A 16,348-nucleotide genomic window follows, 5' to 3' on the forward strand; every position below is an offset into this window, starting at 1 on the left:
CTCAGAACAGTCCGACGGCCAGCCGGTACGGGATCCCGATCGCGAAGATCGCGATCAACGCCGCCGTCGCACCGAGGACGGCGGGCGGGAGCGTCCCTTCGTCGAACTGGAACAGGATGTCGTTCATACCAGGGCTCTCGAGGGCATTCACCTAACTCCTTCGCTCTCCACACGTCGCCACCGCTCGAGGAACGAACACAGTACGCGAAAACGGCCGAAACGATATCGAAATCGAACCGGGTTAGACGACGCTCTCGAAGTCGTCGAGCGAGTACGATGGCTCGGCACCGCGGCGGTCGAGAACCTCGTTCGCGAGCAGCCAGTAGACGACCGAGAGGGCCTTTCGACCCTTGTTGTTCGTCGGGACGACGAGGTCGACGTTGCTGGTCTGGTTGTTCGAGTCACACATCGCGATGACGGGAATACCTACCGTGATCGCCTCCTTGACCGCCTGGGCGTCACCGATGGGGTCAGTAACGACGACCACGTCGGGTTCGATGTAGCCGTCGTACTTCGGGTTCGTCAGCGTGCCGGGGATAAAGCGGCCCGTGCGGGCTCGAGCGCCGACCGCTTCCGCGAACTTCTCGGCGGGGAAGCGACCGTACTGGCGACTCGAGGTGACGAGGATCTGTTCGGGTGAGTAGTTCGCGAGGAAGTCCGCAGCCGTTCGGATACGGCCGTCGGTCTTCGAGACGTCGAGGACGTAGAGGCCGTCGGTCCGGACGCGGTGGATGAACCGCTCCATATCCTTGGTCTTCTGCTGGGTCCCGATGTGAGCACCGGCACCGAGGTAGTCCTCGACGGGGATCAGCAGGTCGGCTTCCTCGTCGCTCATGACGTCGTCGTCGAGCGTCGGTCCTGCGTCCTCGTCGGGTTCGGCGTCGGCGTCGGCCCCCTCGGCCTCGGCGTCGGCGGACTGTTCGTCTACTGGCTCGACGTCCTCGTTGGGTTCGGCGGCGGGGCCAGCCCCTTCGGCTGGCTCCTCGTCGATCTCCTCCTCGGCGGCGTCGAGCCCTTCTTGGGTTGCGTCGTTGTCGGTCATGTCGCGTCGTCTGCGATTCTGATGAGCTCGTTCAGTTTTGCGGTTCGCTCGCCGCCGACGGCACCCGTCTTGATGAAGGGTGCGTCGGTCGCGACGGCGAGGTGTGCGATCGTCGTATCCTCGGTCTCGCCCGAGCGGTGGGAGATGACCGAGTCGTAGCCGTTCTCGGTCGCGAGTTCGATCGCGTCGAACGCGTCGGTCAGCGTCCCGATCTGGTTTGGCTTGATGAGGATGCTGTTTGCCGCGTCGATCTCGATTCCTTCCGCCAGCCGATCGGTGTTGGTGACGAACAGGTCGTCACCGCAGATCAGCGTTCTGTCGCCGACTTCGTCCGTCAGTTCGGCGAAGGCCTCGTAGTCGTTCTCGTCGAGTGGGTCCTCGACGTATGCGAGATCGTACTCGCGGACGAGGTCGGCGATATATTCGATCTGCTCGGCCGTATCGCGGCTGATGTCCGCGGACTCGTACTCGTACGTTTCGGAGTCGGCGTCGTACATCTCGGCGGCCGCGACGTCGAGACCAAAGCGGATCTCGAAGCCGACCTCGTCTTCGACCGTCGAGACGGCTTCGTCGACGATCTCGAACGCCTCCTCGTCGTCGACCGACGGTGCCCATGCGCCCTCGTCGCCTTTGCCCGACGGAACGCCGCGTTCCTCGAGTAAGTCTGCGACTTCGCCGTGGACGGCTGCGTTGGCGAAGACGGCGTCTTCGACGCTCGGTGCGCCGACGGGCGCGGCGAGGAACTCCTGGATGTCGGTCGCGTCCGCGGCGTGTTCGCCGCCGCCGACGACGTTCCCGAGCGGCGTCGGGAAGTTCCGGCCACGGAACGCACCGCCTAAGTGCTGGAACAGCGGTGCGCCAAGCACGTCGGCACCCGCCTTCGCGGCGGCCATCGAGATGGCGACTGCGCTGTTGGCACCGATCTCCGAGAAGTCGTCGGTGCCGTCGGCGGCCCGCAGGATCGAGTCGACTTCACGCTGGTTGCCGGCGTAGGCCTCTCCGACGAGTCGCGGGACGGCGTGTTCGCGGGCCGCAGCGATCGCCTCGGTCGGCGCTCGTTCGATCGCTTCGAACTCACCCGTGCTCGCGCCACTCGGCGCGGCCGCACGGCCGAATCCGCCGCTTTCGGTGAGTACGTCCGCCTCGACCGTCGGATTTCCTCGCGAGTCGAGGATGCGCCTGAGCCGGACGTCGGTGATGAGCGTCATTGGAATCGCTCCCCCCGGTTGACGGTAAACGGCAACACGCCGGCGTCGTACTCTTCGGCGGCGATCAGGATCGGCTGGGTCTGGTCGGTCTCGATCAACACCGGTGCACCGTAGGACACCTGAAGTGCCCGCGCACCGAGGATTCGTGCCTTCTCGTAGCGATTGTGGTGTTGCTGTTGCATGTTACTGGTACGGCGAGACGACGTCGACTAAGTCGGTGTGACTGACGAGCATGCGCCGACAGCAGTAGCGCTCGACGCCGAGTTCGTCAAGGACCTCCTTTGGGTCCTCCTCGCCCTCGTTCGCTCGCTCGTCGAACTCTTCCCAGTGTTCGCCGACGACAGTGCCACAGGTGAAACACCGAACCGGTACCATCATACTTGTCTCACCTCAGCGGTACGATTTCTGGTAACGTGCCCGAGCGCCCGGGCCGCCCCACTTTTTCGGTTCGGACTGGCGAACGTCGTTGACCAGCAGCGAGCGATCGAACTCCATGAACGCATCACGGAGTTCGGCGTCGTTCGTGTGCTGGACGATCCCGCGAGCGATGGCGGTGCGGACGGCGTCCGCTTGCCCGGCGATACCGCCACCCTCGACGCGAACGTCGATGTCCATCTCGTCGCGCAGATCATCACCGGCGATACGGAACGGCTCGAGCATCTTGAGCCGGGACATCTCCGGTTCGACCAGTTCGACCGGTTTCGAGTCGATTCGGACGCGGCCCTCGCCCTCGCGTACGGTGGCGCGGGCGACGGCGGTCTTCTTCTTGCCGCTCGTGTTCGTTACCATGTGACGTTAGCACCGAGTTGTTCGCTCACTTCGTGTAGGTGGACGAAGCGGATGTTCGAGAGTCGATCCAGCGACGTATCCTCGAGGATCTCGGCCTCGCGGTCGTCATCTCGCTCGTAGGGATTACCGACGTAAACGCGGACGTTCTCGAACGCCTCGCGGCCACGGGGCTTCTTGTACGGAAGCATGCCTCGTACCGAACGCTTGAAGATCGTGTCCGGACGTCGCGGGTAGTACGGCCCGCTGTCGGAGCCGAGCTGGAGCCGCGTTCGGTAGGTCTCGAAGACGTCTTCCTTGCCGCCGGTGATGACGGCGTCTTCGGCGTTGACGATGGCGATGCGCTCGCCGGCGAGTGCACGCTGTGCGACCTCGCTGGCGACGCGGCCGAGGATACAGTCACGAGCGTCGACGACGACGTCCGCGTCGAACTCGGCGACGCTCATCGGATCACCCGCACGTTGGATCCGTCTGGATTCTCTTCGAGCACTTGCTCGAGCGGTACTGGTTCGCCGACCTGTTCGATCTTGGTCTCCGCCGAGGACGAAAAGTCGACGGCCGCGACGGTGACGTTCTTCTGTAGCGCGCCGGATCCCAGCACTTTGCCGGGAACGACGACGGTCTCTTCTTCGCGTGCGTACCGCTCGATGCGGCCCAGGTTCACCTCTGCGTGGGTGCGCCGGGGCTTCTCGAGTCGATCCGCGACATCTCGCCAGACGTCGGCGTCCTCGCTGCGGGACGTCGACTTCAGCTCGGCGATGAGATCGGTGAGCCTCGGATTAGTCTTGCTACTCATAGATTTCCTCCAACTGCAGTGAACGCTCGGGGAGATCGTCCTCGAGCGGTCGTGGAATCGGTCCGACAGAAGTGATGCAGGGAGCAGGATTTGAACCGCCGGGAGACGATCGGTCTCGCATGCGCTCGACCGCTTCGACTCCCGTGGCTCAAACCTGCACATTCCATTTTCGCGGCTCTTCGGTCGGTCGAGCCGGAAAAATGCAGGGAGCAGGATTTGAACCTGCGGACTCCTACGAGACAGCGCCCTGAACGCTGCGCCGTTGGCCAGACTTGGCTATCCCTGCTCGCACTTCCAGATACCCGTCGCCCCTTCAAACCCCTTTCGATTCCAGTGGACGAACCGCCGTCGGTCTCGTCGCTGACGGCGCCGGCAAGCGGTTCGCGTCGGTCGGGTCGGGGGCGTCGGTTCATTTTAAAGCTGTACTGCCTCTTCGAGTTCGGTCGCGCGCGCTTCGATCGTCTCCGCAGCACGCGTAACCAGTTCCTCGACCGTGAACGAGCCGTCGGTCTCGACGTGGAAGACGAAGGCGTTCGGGACGTCTTCGATTGCGACCTCCTGGTCTGGATACCGGTTCGTGAGGTCGTGGTCGAACTCGCTCGTCGGAACGAGTTCGCCGTCGTCTTCGATCACGCCGCGAACGATCCGTTCGTCGGGTTCTTCGAACTCCGGCACGTCGCCGACGACCTCCACGCGTTGAAGGTGTCGGTAGCCGACCGCCACACCGCCCTGGTGTTTGGCGTGGTTCTTTCCGCGGTCGAGAACGACTTCCGCCTCGGCCTCGAGACGTTGTCCGTCTTTGAGATCGATGATCGGAACGTTCTCGTCGGCGGGCTGAACTAAGCTGTCACTCGAGACGAGATTGCCCGAGTAGGCGGTCGCCGGTCCTTCGACGTCGATCGAGAGCGTGACGGTGTCGTCCTCGACGAACTCGCCGACCGGCGGCGTCGTCAACGGAACGAGTCCGAGTCGCAAGGCGAGTTGCTCGTCGAACATAACCGACGAGTTCTCGACGAACCTGACGGTGTCGATCGCCATGGTCGGCACGTCGGCGATCATCGCCCGACGGATGCCGTTTGCGAACGCGGGCGTCACGCCGCGGACGAGAAATCTGGCTTCTCGATCCTCGCGTTCGACGAACTCGACGTCGTACTCCTCTGTCATGGATCTAGTAGCCGCCTTTGCCTTTCGGTGCGCGCGATCCGTCGTGTGGGATCGGAGTCACGTCCTCGATGCGACCGATTTCGATGCCCGAACGGGCCAGCGCACGAATCGTCGCCTGCGCGCCGGGACCGGGGGACTTCTGGAGATTGCCGCCTGGGCCGCGAACGCGGACGTGTAGGCCCGTGATGCCAGCCGCTTTGACCTCGTCGGCGACGGACTCGGCCATCTGCATCGCCGCGTACGGCGACGCCTCGTCACGGTTCTGTTTGACCGCCGTCCCGCCGGAGGACTTCGCGATCGTCTCCGCGCCCGTGAGATCGGTGACGGTCATGACGGTGTTGTTGAACGATGCGTGCACGTGGGCGACTCCCCACTTGTCGTCGTCCTGGCTCATGTTATTGTCCCTCCGCTCGTTCCGGGTGGAGTTCGTCCGCGAGCGGACTGTTCTCCTCGAACTCGATGCGGTCTTCCTCGTCGACGTCGACGACGTACGACGGGATTCGGTTGCGCTGTCCGTCGATGACGATGTGGCCGTGCGAGATGAACTGGCGGGCCTGCTGGGTCGTGTTCGCGAGTCCCTTTCGGTAGACGACCGTCTGGAGACGACGCTCTAAGACGTCCTCGACCTCGAGGCCGAGAATGTCGCCGAGTTCGTCCGCTTCGTCGAGGATGCCGACGCGTTTGAGCCGACCGAGGAACTCCTCGGAGCGGCGGATGACGGTCTCGTCGCCCTGGGGCTGACCGAGTAGGTCTCGAGCCTCGCGGCGGTAGGAGCGTAGCTCGGACTGTGCACGCCAGAGTTCCTCCTTGTTCGCGAGCCCGTACCGGTCGACCAGCGAGTGTTCGCTCGCGATGCGCTCGCCTTGATACGGATGGTTCGGCGTCTCGTACAGTTTGGTGTTCGTTCCGAGTGGCATTATTCGTCATCCTCCTCGGCGGCAGCTTCCTCCGCCTGTTCCTCCCGGATCTCCTCGACGTTGACGCCGATCGTCCCTTCAGTTCGGCCGGTGGACTTGGTTCGCTGTCCGCGGACCTTCTGTCCGCGCTTGTGGCGAACGCCTTTGTAGGAGTCGATCATCTTCATCCGGTTGATGTCGTGTTGACGGGTCAACTGGAGATCGTTGCCGGTCTCGTGGCTCGTCTCGCCGGTGTAGAAGTCCGCCTGGCGGTTGTTGAGCCAGTTAGGAACTTCGTCGGCGTAGTTCTCGACGAGCGTGACGACCTCGTCGATCACGTCGTCCTCGAGTCGACCGAACGTCGCCGTCCGATCGACACCCGCTTCCTCGGCGATGATTCGGGCGGTTCGTCGACCGATCCCGTTCATCTCCGAGAGCGAGCGCTCGACGGACTTCGTCCCATCGAGGTCAGTCTGACCGATGCGGACGAAGTACCGAAGGTCTTCGTCGTCCTGTTGTTCTTGAGGGTCTTCCTCGCTCATGTGTCGTGTATCTGTGTCTGGTCTGCGCGCGTTGCAACGTCGGCTGACGGAAACATCAGCCTCGTGTATCCGACGTCGTGGCGGGGATTCGAACCCCGGAGGCTTGACGCCACATGGTTAGCAACCATGCGCCTTGGGCCGCTTGGCTACCACGACACCGTGTCTCTATCATCGCCCTCGCGGACTCGGGGACCGCGTCCCCTACACGTATCGTACTCAAACGTACCCCGGTCGGGTACTTAAGCGCAACGAAACTCCCGGACCGATGGAACTTATTATCCGTCGATCGAGTAACAGTTCGTAGATGTCTCGCGCTCGAGGGGCCACCCGACTCGTGGTCGCGATCCTCGGTATTGCGGCGGTCGCGATCGCAGCAGCGACGATCTCCTCTACCGTCGAGTACGGCGGGGACGGTGATCCCGGCGAGGTGGGGCCGGAGGGTATACCGGTCGAGGAAACGGGAGAGCCGGCGCTCGAGATGCCGCTGTTTCTCGAATTGCTCGTGGTCGCCCTCGTAATTCTCGCCGTCGCAGTCGTCGTCTGGTACCTCGTGACTCAGTACGAAGTGATCGCGAAACGGTTTGCGGTCGCGTTCGTGCTCCTGTTGCTCACCGGCGCGTTCGTGTACCTGCTCGGTCGGCTCGGCGTGTTGAACCCCGAGGCGCTGGAATCGCCGCCACCACCTCCCGAAGGGACACCCGGCGACGGCGATCCGGGCGACGGCGAGGGCACCCAACAGCCGTTCCCGATCGGCCCGTTGTTCTTCGTGATCACGGCGCTTGCAGTTGGGCTGGCCGTCGCGCTCGCCTGGACCGGCGGGAAGCGTCGGGCGTACGCGAGCGAGGAGGGTGCCGACGGAGTCGACGAAGCCCCCACCGAGCAGTCCCACGCCGCAGTCGGCGCGGCCGCCGGTCGTGCCGCCGAACGGATCGAAACGAGCCGCGACGTCGACAACGAGATCTACCGTGCCTGGCTCGAGATGACTCGACCGCTCGAGGTTGACCGCCCGGAGACGAGCACACCGGGGGAGTTCGCAGGTGCGGCGGTCGAGGCAGGACTCGCCCGGGAGGACGTCGACCAGCTTACGTCGCTGTTCGAAGACGTTCGGTACGGTCACGCGGAGACGACCGACGAGATGGAATCCCGTGCGATCGCCGTACTGCGCCGAATCGAAGACGAGTACGCGGACGTCACCTCGGAATCGATCGCGGACGCAGGCCCGGAATTCAGCGCCAACGTGGGCCCCGAGCCCAGCGTCGACGCCAGCCCCGATTCGACCGACGATGCCGGTCTCGAGTCGCCATCCGAAGACGAACCGGGTGATCGACGGTGAGCGATCGGCCGGAAGGCGGGAGAGTCAGACCGATCCCCGTCGTGGCCACCGTCCTCGCGTTCGTCGGTGGAATCGCTGTTCTCGCCGGACTCGGGACGCTGACGCTGACGCAGGCCTCGGTCGGTATCATCGGAGCCATCTCGTTGATCGCCGCGTTCGTGAGTTTTACTCACCGGCGCGACGCTCGTCAGTACCGGTCGACGCCGGACCCCGAACGGCGAACCCCGGCGTCGATTCCCGGCGGCCGCCTTACCGATGCGATCGCGCAGTTCAACTCCCGCGAGGTCGGCCGGAGCTACGTAACCCGTCGGAGCGTCAACGGGCTTCGATCCGCCGTGACGGCAGTTCTTACACGATTCCAGGGACGGTCCGAGGAGGAGGCGTCCGCGGCGATCGACGACGGCTCCTGGACCGAGGACCCGATCGCGAGCGCGTTTCTCTCGGAGGACATCGATTCGCCACCCCAGTCGGTTCGCGATCGGATCACCGACCGGATCGGCCGCGACGATCCGTATCGCCGCGGCATTCGACGAACCGCGGTCGAGATCGCCCGAATCGGCTACGGCGAACTGGGCGGACGACCGACCCCCGAGAACGTTCCGATCGAAAACCGGGACGCGACGGGAAGCCGCGTCGACGCACGAACCACGGATCGACGCCTCGAGGCCGGAAGCGTACACGAGCTTCCAATGCGACCGACCGGCCACTGGACCGGGGTCGGAGTGGTTGCGCTGGTCGCGATCGGCATCGGAACGTTCGCCGAACTCTCGGCGCTGGTCCTCGCCGGCGTCGTCGGGATCGGCTACGCCGGGTTCGCGTACCTGAGTTCGCCGCCGTCGCCGACACTCGAGATCGAACGGACGCTGAGCGACGACGATCCGGAGCCGGGAGACGAGATCGACGTCGTGGTCTCCGTTAGGAACGTCGGATCGGGGCCGATTCTCGATCTCCGATACGTCGACGGCGTGCCCGCCGACTTGCGCGTCATCGAGGGCACTGCCAGGATCGGAACGGCGCTTCGACCCGGCGAGACCGCCACGCTCGAGTACGGGTTGACGGTCACCACTGGAACCCACGAGTTCGATCCGGCGCTCGTCGTCACGCGGGACCTCTCGCGGTCGGCCGAACGCGCCCACTACGTCGGCGCACCGACGACGATCGTCTGCGAACCGGTGTTTCGCCCGATCGACGCCCCCGTCCCGTTACAGGCAGCGACGACCCGGTTCACCGGCCGACTCACGACCTCCACCGGCGGCTCCGGCACCGAGTTCCACTCCGTTCGGGAGTACCGGCGAAACGACCCGCTCAACAGAATCGACTGGAATCGACACGCCCGGACGGGAGAACTCGCGACCATCGAGTTCCACCAGGAGCGTGCCGCCCGCGTGTTCGTCCTCGTCGACGCGCGGAAAGCCGCCTACGTCGCACCGTCTACCGGCGCTGTCCACGCGGTCGAACGCTCGACCGACGCGGCGGCGAGGATCGCGGCGACGTTGCTCGAGTCCGGGGATACGGTCGGCCTCGGGGCGATCGGTCCGACCTCGCGCGCCGAGCGAGGGGAGGAAGACATCTGTTGGCTCCCGCCCGCGTCCGGGAGTCGCCACCGGATACAGCTTCGCGAGACGCTTGCAACTCATCCGCAGTTTTCGCCAGTCGCTCCGTCGCGGGATGGCCGGTGGGTGAGCCAGCTTCGAACCCTTCGGCGACGACTGTCGGCCGAAACGCAGATCGTCCTGTTGACTCCGCTAGCCGATCGCGCAAGCCTCGTCATCGCTCGACGGTTGGCCTCTCACGGTCACGCGGTGACCGTCGTGAGCCCCGATCCGACCGCCGAGGAGACGACGGGCCAACAACTCGCACGGGTGGCCAGACGGGTCCGGCGGTTCGATCTCCAGCGATCCGGTATCCCGGTCGTCGACTGGGGACGAACCGATTCGATCGACGAGCTGTTCGCCCGATACGAGGCGACGATCGCCGGTGGTCGACGATGAGCGAGGTCCAGAGCGCCGACTCGGCGGACGCCAGCGCGGCTCGAACCGCCGGAGAGGGAGACGAACGCCGGAAAGAAGCGGACTCGAACGAAGATGCAGACGGTACTCCGCGGGCTGAAGACGGTGCCCGCGAACGGTCCCTCGAGTCCGACGGTATCACTCGGCGGCCGACAGTCGTCGCCAGTACCGTCGCACTCGCCGCCGTCGCGCTCGCGCTGGTGATCGTCGCCTCGGCTTCGCTCACAGGGGGCGGGGTCGTCCTCGCCGGTGGCCTCGCGCTCGCCTGGGGGCTGATCGGGCCCGTCCCCGGGAGCAGACGGTGGCTCGTCGACGCCGGATCGCTCGCCACGTTCGCCGGCGTCGTCGTCTCGGGACTCGAGGGGGCGCTCGTCGAACCGACGCTGGTCGCGACAGTGTGTACCGTCGTCGCGTGGGATCTCGCCGGAAGCGCGATCGATCTCGGCGACCAGCTCGGCCGCGAAGCCGACACGCGGCGGCTCGAGGGGGTTCACGCGGTCTCGAGCGTTCTGGTCGGGCTGGCAACGATGGCGATCGGCTACGGGACGTTCGTGTCGGCGGCCGACGGTCAGCCCGTCGCCGCGGTGGCGTTGCTGTTGCTCGCGGGTACACTTGCAACGATCGCGCTGGGGATCCGTCGAAGCTGGCGTGGGTGATCGGTTCGTGCCTCGCCGGTTCCGGACGGCGAAAATATCGGGTCAGGGGCGGACGGAGTCGACCGACGTCCCAGATCAGGCCGGCAAGTCGAGATACTCGTCGTTGAGTTCCCACTCGCCGTCGCCGTTTCGGATCATATACTCTCCGTAGTAGGGAACGCGGTTCGCGACGACCTCGCGGAACGCCTCGCGAATTTCGGGTTTGGTCATCTCGCCCATCGACTTGAGATCGTCGTTGCGGTTCAGACAGCCCTTCAGATAACCCTCGTGGGTGACCCGCACCCGATGGCAGTTCGCACAGAACGTCGGGTTCTCGACCGGGTCGACGATCTCGACCATCCCCCGACCGGCGTTCTCCGACGACGAGCGCTCCGCGTCGTCCGCCGCGATCCAGTAGCGCTTGCGGTCGTGCATCTCCCGGTGTTCGACCTCGTCGGCTTGCTCCTCGAGCCAGCCGTGGACGCGTTCGATGTCGACGTTCCACTCCGGCTTGCCCGTCAGTTCGGGCATGTACTCGATGAGCTGTAACTGGAGGCCGTCGTTCTCGGCGACGTGGTCGACCATCTCCGGCACGTAGCCGGCGGTGTGCTCGAAGACGACCATGTTGAGCTTTACCGGGTCGAGTCCCGCCTCGAGGGCGGCATCGACGCCCTCGAGTACCTTCTCGTAGGCACCGCTTTTCGTGACGGCGGCGAAATCTTCGGGGTCGAGGGCGTCCTGAGAGACGTTGACTCGCTCGAGTCCGGCCTCGACGAGGTCCTCGGCGCGGCCCGGAAGGAAGGTACCGTTGGTCGTCAGCGAGACCTCCATCTGGTCGGGCGTGCGTGCGATGATCTCTTCTAAGTCCTGTCGGAGCATCGGCTCGCCGCCGGTGAACTTGACCGCATCGACGTCGAACTCCGCGGCGACCTCGAGAAAGCGCACGACGTCGTCGGTCTCCATCTCGTCGTCCTGGGGGTCCATCGGTCCGCGAGTATCTCCGAGTCCCTCGTTGTGGCAGTAGACACAGTCGAAGTTACACCGATCTGTAAGAGAGACGCGGACGCCGGTAACCTCGCGTCCGAAATCGTCGGTGAGCATGTAAATCGGTTGCAGCCGGATCCGCTTAAACTCGCCGGATATATCGGAGGTTCGTAACCAATTTCAGTTTCCCCACGGACCGTGATCCGAGTGGACAGATCCCCAGACCCAAAACATCAAAGATTTATTATTTTGTATCGGTCCTCGACTCGAGTCGGTCGGCCCACGCGAGACGGACGACACCGACGACGGCGTGGTCGGGCAGACGCGACCGATACACAGGCGTCGGCAGAAGACCTACCCCCTCGAGTCGCAAACGACACACCATGGACGACGACATGCTCGACGATCAGCGACGGCTCGTCGAACTCATCGAAGAGGAGGGGTGGGACGTCACCGACCTCGAGATTTCGGCCTACGACAGCCCGTGGTCCGACGAGGACGATCCCGAGGCGACGGTGACGATCACGGCTCGAAAACCGTACGAGAGCGACGGAGAGGGAGGTGAAGACGACGAGAATCCGTTCCGTTTTAAGTAGACGATTTCGCCGACGGTCTTCAGACGGACAGCAGACCGTATCAGACGGATTGTTATCGCGTGGTACCGGTTATCGCCCGGACGAGGTCGTCGATCACCGATACCGAACGACGGCGGTCCGTATCAGCCCTTGATGTTACAGATGGGGAACGTTCGCGCCACCTTGTCGCCGATGCCCAGCGCGTCCGAGATGCGAACGACCTCGTCGACGTCCTTGTAGACGCCGGGGGCCTCCTCGGCGATCGTCGCGCCCGACTGCGCTTTCACGTAGATCCGATCCTGCTCCTCGAGTGCGTCCTGGACGTCGCCGCCCCAGTACTCGTTTTTCGCCTGCGTGCGGCTCATCAGTCGGCCGGCGCCGTGGGCCGTCGAGCCGAACGTGAGGTCCATCGAGTTCTCGCCACCGCGCAGGACGTAGCTGCCCGCGCCCATGCTGCCGGGGATGATCACCGGCTGACCGACGTCGCGGTACGCGTTTGGAACGTCGGGGTGGCCCGCGGGGAACGCTCGCGTTGCGCCTTTGCGGTGGACGTAGAGCTCTCGGTCCTCACCACCCACGGTATGGGTCTCCTTTTTGGCGATATTGTGGGCCACGTCGTACAGTAGCTCCATCTCCATTTCCTCCCACGGCCGATCGAAGACGCGCTCGAAGACCTGCCGCGTGCGGTGCATGATCAGCTGGCGGTTGACCCACGCGAAATTGATCGCGGCGTTCATCGCCCCGTAGTAGTCTTCTGCGAGCTGTGAGCCGGCAGGTGCGGCCGCGAGCTCCTTGTCCGGCAACTGATCCAGCAGGCCCTGATGTTGCTGCTCGATCTTGCGCAGGTAGTCGTTACACGTCTGGTGACCCAGTCCGCGCGAGCCACAGTGGATGAGGACGACGATCTGGTCCTTCTCGAGACCAAAGGCTGCACCCACCTCCTCGTCGAACACGTCCGTCACGCGCTGGACCTCGAGGAAGTGGTTGCCCGACCCCAGCGAACCGATCTGGTTCTTGCCGCGGTCTTTGGCCTTCTGGCTGATCTTGTCCGCGTCGGCACCCGCGCGAACCCCCTCGTCCTCGCAGTGCAGCAGGTCTCCCTCGACTGCGTGACCGTTCTCGAGAGCCCAGTCGACGCCTCGTTCCAGAATTTCCTCGACGGTGTCGACGCCGGACTCGACGATGCCGCCACCACCGAGACCTGACGGAATATTGGTAAAGAGGGAGTCAACGAGTTCCTCCTCGCGGCCCTGCAGGTCGTCGTACGTGAGATTCGTCCGCATCATCCGGACGCCGCAATTGATATCGTATCCGACAGATCCGGGCGAGATACAGCCATCTTCGGCGTCGATCGCGCCGACCCCACCGACCGGGAAGCCGTAGCCCTGGTGGCCGTCGGGCATACAGATCGCGTAGTTCGTGATCCCCGGCAGATGGGTCGTGTTTTTGATCTGCTCGAGTGTCTTGTCCTCTTTGATCTCCTCGAGAAGCGCTTCGCTTGCGAACACTCGCGCAGGTGCGCGCATGTCCCCCTCCGGGGGAATCTCCCAGACGTACTCACGCACTCTCTCGAGCGTGATGCCGTCGGCGTCGAACGTGACGTTGCTCATACGCGACACTCCGACCGCGACGATGAAAGATGTTCGTCTCTCCGGTCAGTTCGTTTCCAGTTCGGATCTGTCTCACGGACGGTAGCGACTGGCACACGTTGCGTCGGAGTCGACCGGCGGGATCAGTCGGCCTCCGTCGGCGTCGCATCCGCGCGCTCGAGGTTACTCTCGAGGCGCTCGAGGTGACTGTCCACCGCGTAGGGGCCGCTCCCCGTAATGAGAACTGCCGAGGCCATCCCGAACAGTGCGACGTGGGCGAGAACGGGGTCGTCGGGGAGGGCAAACAGCGTCAGCGTGAACATGCCGATCGCCGTCGCCGCGCTCGCGCGGGTGAAAACGCCGAATAGCAGCGCCAGTCCGAGCGCGGTTTCGGCCAGCCCAGCACCCAGCACCCACAACTCCGGCGCGACGGGGATGACAGCGGTGAGGTCGTACCGGTCGACGACCGAGAGCGCGAGTCCCGGCTGAAGGATCTTCTGGGTCACGCCGAGGAAGACGAACGTCGCCCCCAGCCCGATCCGCAGGATCGTCGGTAGAAACCGCTCTGTGGAGTCGATCCGCGACCGAAACGCTCGCGCGCGATCGTGGATCGGATCGAGCCGCCGGGAGAGCGTTCCCGGCGATCCCGCCACTCGCCCGAGGACGTGGTCGGCACTCGGCCGTCCGGCCCCGATCAACGCAATCGCTGTGAATCCGCCGACGAACTCGAGTTGTAACAGCAACGTCGGCCAGATCGCGACGCCGACGAGATAGACGGCGAGGCCGAGAAGGGCAACGAGGCGGGTCGCGAGCCCGAACAGCAACAGGAACCCGAGCCCGACCTGGAGGATCCGAAACTCGACCTCGACGGCCGGACTGACGAAGTAGCCGCCGAATCCGGCACCGATCAGCGGGATGCCAATCGAGATCCGCAAGAGCCAGGGGACGTACTCGACGTACTCCCGCATCGCGGACCGAAACGCCGCGAGGTCACGCTGGAGTGGCCGAAACGCGAGGTAGCCGGCGACGACGGCGAGGACGACGACGGCACCGCTCACCAGCGGCCCGACGACGGCGGGATCGGCCAGCGCGTCGCCGAGAAACTCCGAGAAGGCGACGTCTCGCTCCTCGTCGACGACGTACTCCTCGTGAGCGGCGGCCGGGACGACGGTCCAGACCAGCGTGGCGAGGACGAGTAACGCGAACCTGACGCCGACCCTCGAAACGCGAGCGAAGCGGCTGATCACGCTCGAGGATATCACTGTGGGAGTCAAATAGCACCACCAGGCGGATCACTGCTCGAGAACGGACAGCGATCACCACGACGGGCCCTTGAAGATTGTTCCCACACCACCACGACTCCCCGCCGATTGCACCGACAAACAGTTCCACCAGTCCATCTCAGACGTCGAAGACGACGTACGCCTCCCAGCCGCCGTCGACGCGCTCGAGTCGCATCTCCGAGTACGTGACCGCCTTGATCTCGCGGGCGTCGATCTCCGTCAGCGGGACGCCGCGGGCGCTGGCCTCGAGTGACCACTCGTCGGTGCCGGTGTCCGACCGTTCTCCCGTACCGGATCCGGGGCCACTGACCGCGTCGACACGGTGATCGACCGGGAGTTCGCCCCGAATGTCACGGCGGTAGATCAGTTCGTCGAGATAGTCGAACAACAGCGCCTCACGGCTCTCCGCGTCGACGGCGACCGAGAATCGCTCGCCGCCGGCGTCTTCGAACTCGTCACAGGAGGCCGCCGCCAGGCCGTTTGCGACCGCCGCGAAGGCGGACTCGAGGGAATCCCCGGTGGCTGCGACGGCGATGTCGGCGGTGTGATCGCACAGTTCGTACCTCATGACCACAACGTAGAACCGACGTGGTCGTATGCTCGTCGCTTCCGGTACCCAAGAGCGCATCTACTCGTCCGTTTTGGCTCACAGTGTTCGGCGGTCGTCGGTTCCGTCTCGAGCCGTCGTTCTCGTGGTCGGTTTGCGATGAGTGGGTGCCAGTCGATCGCTCGCCGGTCTGCGATCGACCGGGACCGATACTGACTCCTGTCTCGACGTCCCGGTGCAGCCGCCGCCTAGGTCGTGGATGCGCCGGCACTGACTGACAGGGGACCGTATGACGGATCGCAGTCCGTATCAGTCGGTGGTGGATGTCCGACGTTACGGATCGCTGTCTGCCGGTGGAATTATATTGACGACGGTGGTAGGGTGTGGTAGTGAGCGTCAACATCGACAGCCGCGTCGTCACGCCGGGGAGTGACGACTTTGTCGACGAAGCCTGGCAACTCAAAGAGGAGATCAACCGCCAGGAAGGCGTGCTCAAACAGCGGTACGACTTCTTTACGGACGCGTACCGTCGCTCGAAAGTACACTGCTACGTACGAGAGGGGGAACTGATCGGGTTCGCGGCGGTTCGACGCGATGGCTACGTTCTCTTTCTTGCCGTCAACCGCGAGTGTCGCGGCCAGGGGATCGGGAAGCGACTCATCGCACGGGTCGCCGACGACCACGATACGATCACCTGCCACGCCCGGACGAGCAACGAGAACGCCCTCCAGTTTTACGAACACCTCGGGTTCGAGATCAAACGCCGAATCGATAACTACTACGAGGACGGCGGAGACGCCTACTACCTAAAACTCGGCTCCGACGTCGGGATCACCGACCGAATCTCAGAGATGATGCGGCGGTGATAGCCGTGTCGTCGGCGGCCGTCGATCCGCGGATCGGTCAGTGAGACGATCTGTGAGGACTGATTGCCGGTCGATCGCAGACCGGCGAGCGAT

The 16,348-nt window shown here is 64.5% G+C and carries 21 protein-coding genes and 2 tRNA genes; 5 read left to right on the forward strand and 18 right to left on the reverse strand.

Going from position 1 to position 16,348, the window contains the following annotated elements; translation table 11 throughout:
• Nucleotide 1: 1 nt before the first annotated feature.
• The 14 genes from FYC77_RS20865 to FYC77_RS08130 all read right to left on the reverse strand — a co-directional run bounded on the left by FYC77_RS20865 (nt 2) and on the right by FYC77_RS08130 (nt 6,590).
• Nucleotides 2-127, reverse strand: coding sequence for a hypothetical protein (locus FYC77_RS20865; protein WP_255455267.1), 126 nt, complete (start codon nt 125-127; stop codon nt 2-4).
• 114 nt (nt 128-241) lie between these two features.
• Complete coding sequence (gene rpsB / locus FYC77_RS08070; RefSeq protein ID WP_149080994.1) at nt 242-1,042, reverse strand: 30S ribosomal protein S2; 801 nt, start codon at nt 1,040-1,042, stop codon at nt 242-244.
• Nucleotides 1,039-2,250, reverse strand: coding sequence for a phosphopyruvate hydratase (eno, locus tag FYC77_RS08075; protein ID WP_149080995.1), 1,212 nt, complete (start codon nt 2,248-2,250; stop codon nt 1,039-1,041). Before eno ends, rpsB begins: the two co-directional genes overlap by 4 nt.
• Complete coding sequence (locus FYC77_RS08080) at nt 2,247-2,432, reverse strand: DNA-directed RNA polymerase subunit K (protein ID WP_149080996.1); 186 nt, start codon at nt 2,430-2,432, stop codon at nt 2,247-2,249. Before FYC77_RS08080 ends, eno begins: the two co-directional genes overlap by 4 nt.
• 1 nt (nt 2,433) lies before the next feature.
• Complete coding sequence (locus FYC77_RS08085) at nt 2,434-2,628, reverse strand: DNA-directed RNA polymerase subunit N (RefSeq protein WP_149080997.1); 195 nt, start codon at nt 2,626-2,628, stop codon at nt 2,434-2,436.
• Nucleotides 2,629-2,640: 12 nt separating this feature from the next.
• Nucleotides 2,641-3,039, reverse strand: a complete 399-nt coding sequence (locus FYC77_RS08090) for a 30S ribosomal protein S9 (protein WP_149080998.1) — start codon at nt 3,037-3,039, stop codon at nt 2,641-2,643.
• Nucleotides 3,033-3,482 carry a 50S ribosomal protein L13 gene (locus FYC77_RS08095; RefSeq protein ID WP_149080999.1) on the reverse strand — a complete coding sequence of 150 codons (450 nt, stop codon included), beginning with the start codon at nt 3,480-3,482 and terminating at the stop codon, nt 3,033-3,035. Before FYC77_RS08095 ends, FYC77_RS08090 begins: the two co-directional genes overlap by 7 nt.
• Nucleotides 3,479-3,832, reverse strand: a complete 354-nt coding sequence (locus tag FYC77_RS08100) for a 50S ribosomal protein L18e (protein WP_149081000.1) — start codon at nt 3,830-3,832, stop codon at nt 3,479-3,481. The genes FYC77_RS08095 and FYC77_RS08100 overlap by 4 nt, the downstream gene beginning before the upstream one ends.
• 201 nt (nt 3,833-4,033) lie before the next feature.
• Nucleotides 4,034-4,118, reverse strand: a tRNA-Leu gene (locus tag FYC77_RS08105).
• Between the two features lie 128 nt (nt 4,119-4,246).
• The gene (locus FYC77_RS08110) at nt 4,247-4,996 is read right to left on the reverse strand and encodes a DNA-directed RNA polymerase subunit D (RefSeq protein ID WP_149081001.1); all 750 of its coding nucleotides are present in this window, start codon (nt 4,994-4,996) and stop codon (nt 4,247-4,249) included.
• Nucleotides 4,997-5,000: 4 nt separating this feature from the next.
• Nucleotides 5,001-5,390 (reverse strand): 30S ribosomal protein S11, encoded by a 390-nt coding sequence (locus tag FYC77_RS08115; protein ID WP_149081002.1) that lies wholly within the window; start codon nt 5,388-5,390, stop codon nt 5,001-5,003.
• A gap of 1 nt (nt 5,391) precedes the next feature.
• Nucleotides 5,392-5,913, reverse strand: a complete 522-nt coding sequence (locus FYC77_RS08120) for a 30S ribosomal protein S4 (protein ID WP_149081003.1) — start codon at nt 5,911-5,913, stop codon at nt 5,392-5,394.
• Nucleotides 5,913-6,434: a 30S ribosomal protein S13 gene (locus tag FYC77_RS08125; protein WP_149081004.1), complete on the reverse strand. Its 522-nt coding sequence runs from the start codon at nt 6,432-6,434 to the stop codon at nt 5,913-5,915. Before FYC77_RS08125 ends, FYC77_RS08120 begins: the two co-directional genes overlap by 1 nt.
• Nucleotides 6,435-6,507: 73 nt before the next feature.
• Nucleotides 6,508-6,590 (reverse strand) — tRNA-Ser (locus tag FYC77_RS08130).
• 148 nt (nt 6,591-6,738) lie between these two features.
• Between FYC77_RS08130 and FYC77_RS08135 the strand changes: the two genes are divergently transcribed.
• The 3 genes from FYC77_RS08135 to FYC77_RS08145 are packed head-to-tail and all read left to right on the forward strand — an operon-like array spanning nt 6,739 to nt 10,432.
• The gene (locus FYC77_RS08135; protein WP_149081005.1) at nt 6,739-7,767 is read left to right on the forward strand and encodes a DUF4129 domain-containing protein; all 1,029 of its coding nucleotides are present in this window, start codon (nt 6,739-6,741) and stop codon (nt 7,765-7,767) included.
• Nucleotides 7,764-9,758 (forward strand): DUF58 domain-containing protein, encoded by a 1,995-nt coding sequence (locus FYC77_RS08140; RefSeq protein WP_149081006.1) that lies wholly within the window; start codon nt 7,764-7,766, stop codon nt 9,756-9,758. The genes FYC77_RS08135 and FYC77_RS08140 overlap by 4 nt, the downstream gene beginning before the upstream one ends.
• Nucleotides 9,755-10,432 (forward strand): DUF7519 family protein, encoded by a 678-nt coding sequence (locus FYC77_RS08145; protein WP_238386843.1) that lies wholly within the window; start codon nt 9,755-9,757, stop codon nt 10,430-10,432. Before FYC77_RS08140 ends, FYC77_RS08145 begins: the two co-directional genes overlap by 4 nt.
• Before the next feature lie 75 nt (nt 10,433-10,507).
• On the opposite strand, the gene moaA is transcribed toward FYC77_RS08145, so the two are convergent.
• Entirely contained in the window at nt 10,508-11,512 is a 1,005-nt protein-coding gene (gene moaA, locus FYC77_RS08150; protein ID WP_149081007.1) for a GTP 3',8-cyclase MoaA, read from the reverse strand.
• Between the two features lie 266 nt (nt 11,513-11,778).
• On the opposite strand from moaA, the gene FYC77_RS08155 reads away from it, so the two are divergent.
• The gene (locus FYC77_RS08155) at nt 11,779-11,991 is read left to right on the forward strand and encodes a hypothetical protein (protein WP_149081008.1); all 213 of its coding nucleotides are present in this window, start codon (nt 11,779-11,781) and stop codon (nt 11,989-11,991) included.
• A gap of 122 nt (nt 11,992-12,113) precedes the next feature.
• Here the strand turns inward: FYC77_RS08155 and FYC77_RS08160 are convergent, their stop codons facing one another.
• From FYC77_RS08160 to FYC77_RS08170, 3 genes are all read right to left on the reverse strand, one after another.
• Complete coding sequence (locus FYC77_RS08160; protein ID WP_149081009.1) at nt 12,114-13,580, reverse strand: RtcB family protein; 1,467 nt, start codon at nt 13,578-13,580, stop codon at nt 12,114-12,116.
• A 122-nt stretch (nt 13,581-13,702) separates the two neighbouring features.
• Nucleotides 13,703-14,806: a DoxX family protein gene (locus tag FYC77_RS08165; protein ID WP_202911793.1), complete on the reverse strand. Its 1,104-nt coding sequence runs from the start codon at nt 14,804-14,806 to the stop codon at nt 13,703-13,705.
• Nucleotides 14,807-14,960: 154 nt separating this feature from the next.
• A complete protein-coding gene (locus FYC77_RS08170) occupies nt 14,961-15,410 on the reverse strand; it encodes an archease (RefSeq protein ID WP_149081011.1) in 450 nt (149 codons plus the stop codon).
• 368 nt (nt 15,411-15,778) lie between these two features.
• Between FYC77_RS08170 and FYC77_RS08175 the strand changes: the two genes are divergently transcribed.
• Nucleotides 15,779-16,255, forward strand: coding sequence for a GNAT family N-acetyltransferase (locus FYC77_RS08175; protein ID WP_149081012.1), 477 nt, complete (start codon nt 15,779-15,781; stop codon nt 16,253-16,255).
• Nucleotides 16,256-16,348: the final 93 nt, after the last annotated feature.

It is taken from the genome of Natrialba swarupiae (assembly GCF_008245225.1).
GTDB lineage: Archaea > Halobacteriota > Halobacteria > Halobacteriales > Natrialbaceae > Natrarchaeobius > Natrarchaeobius swarupiae.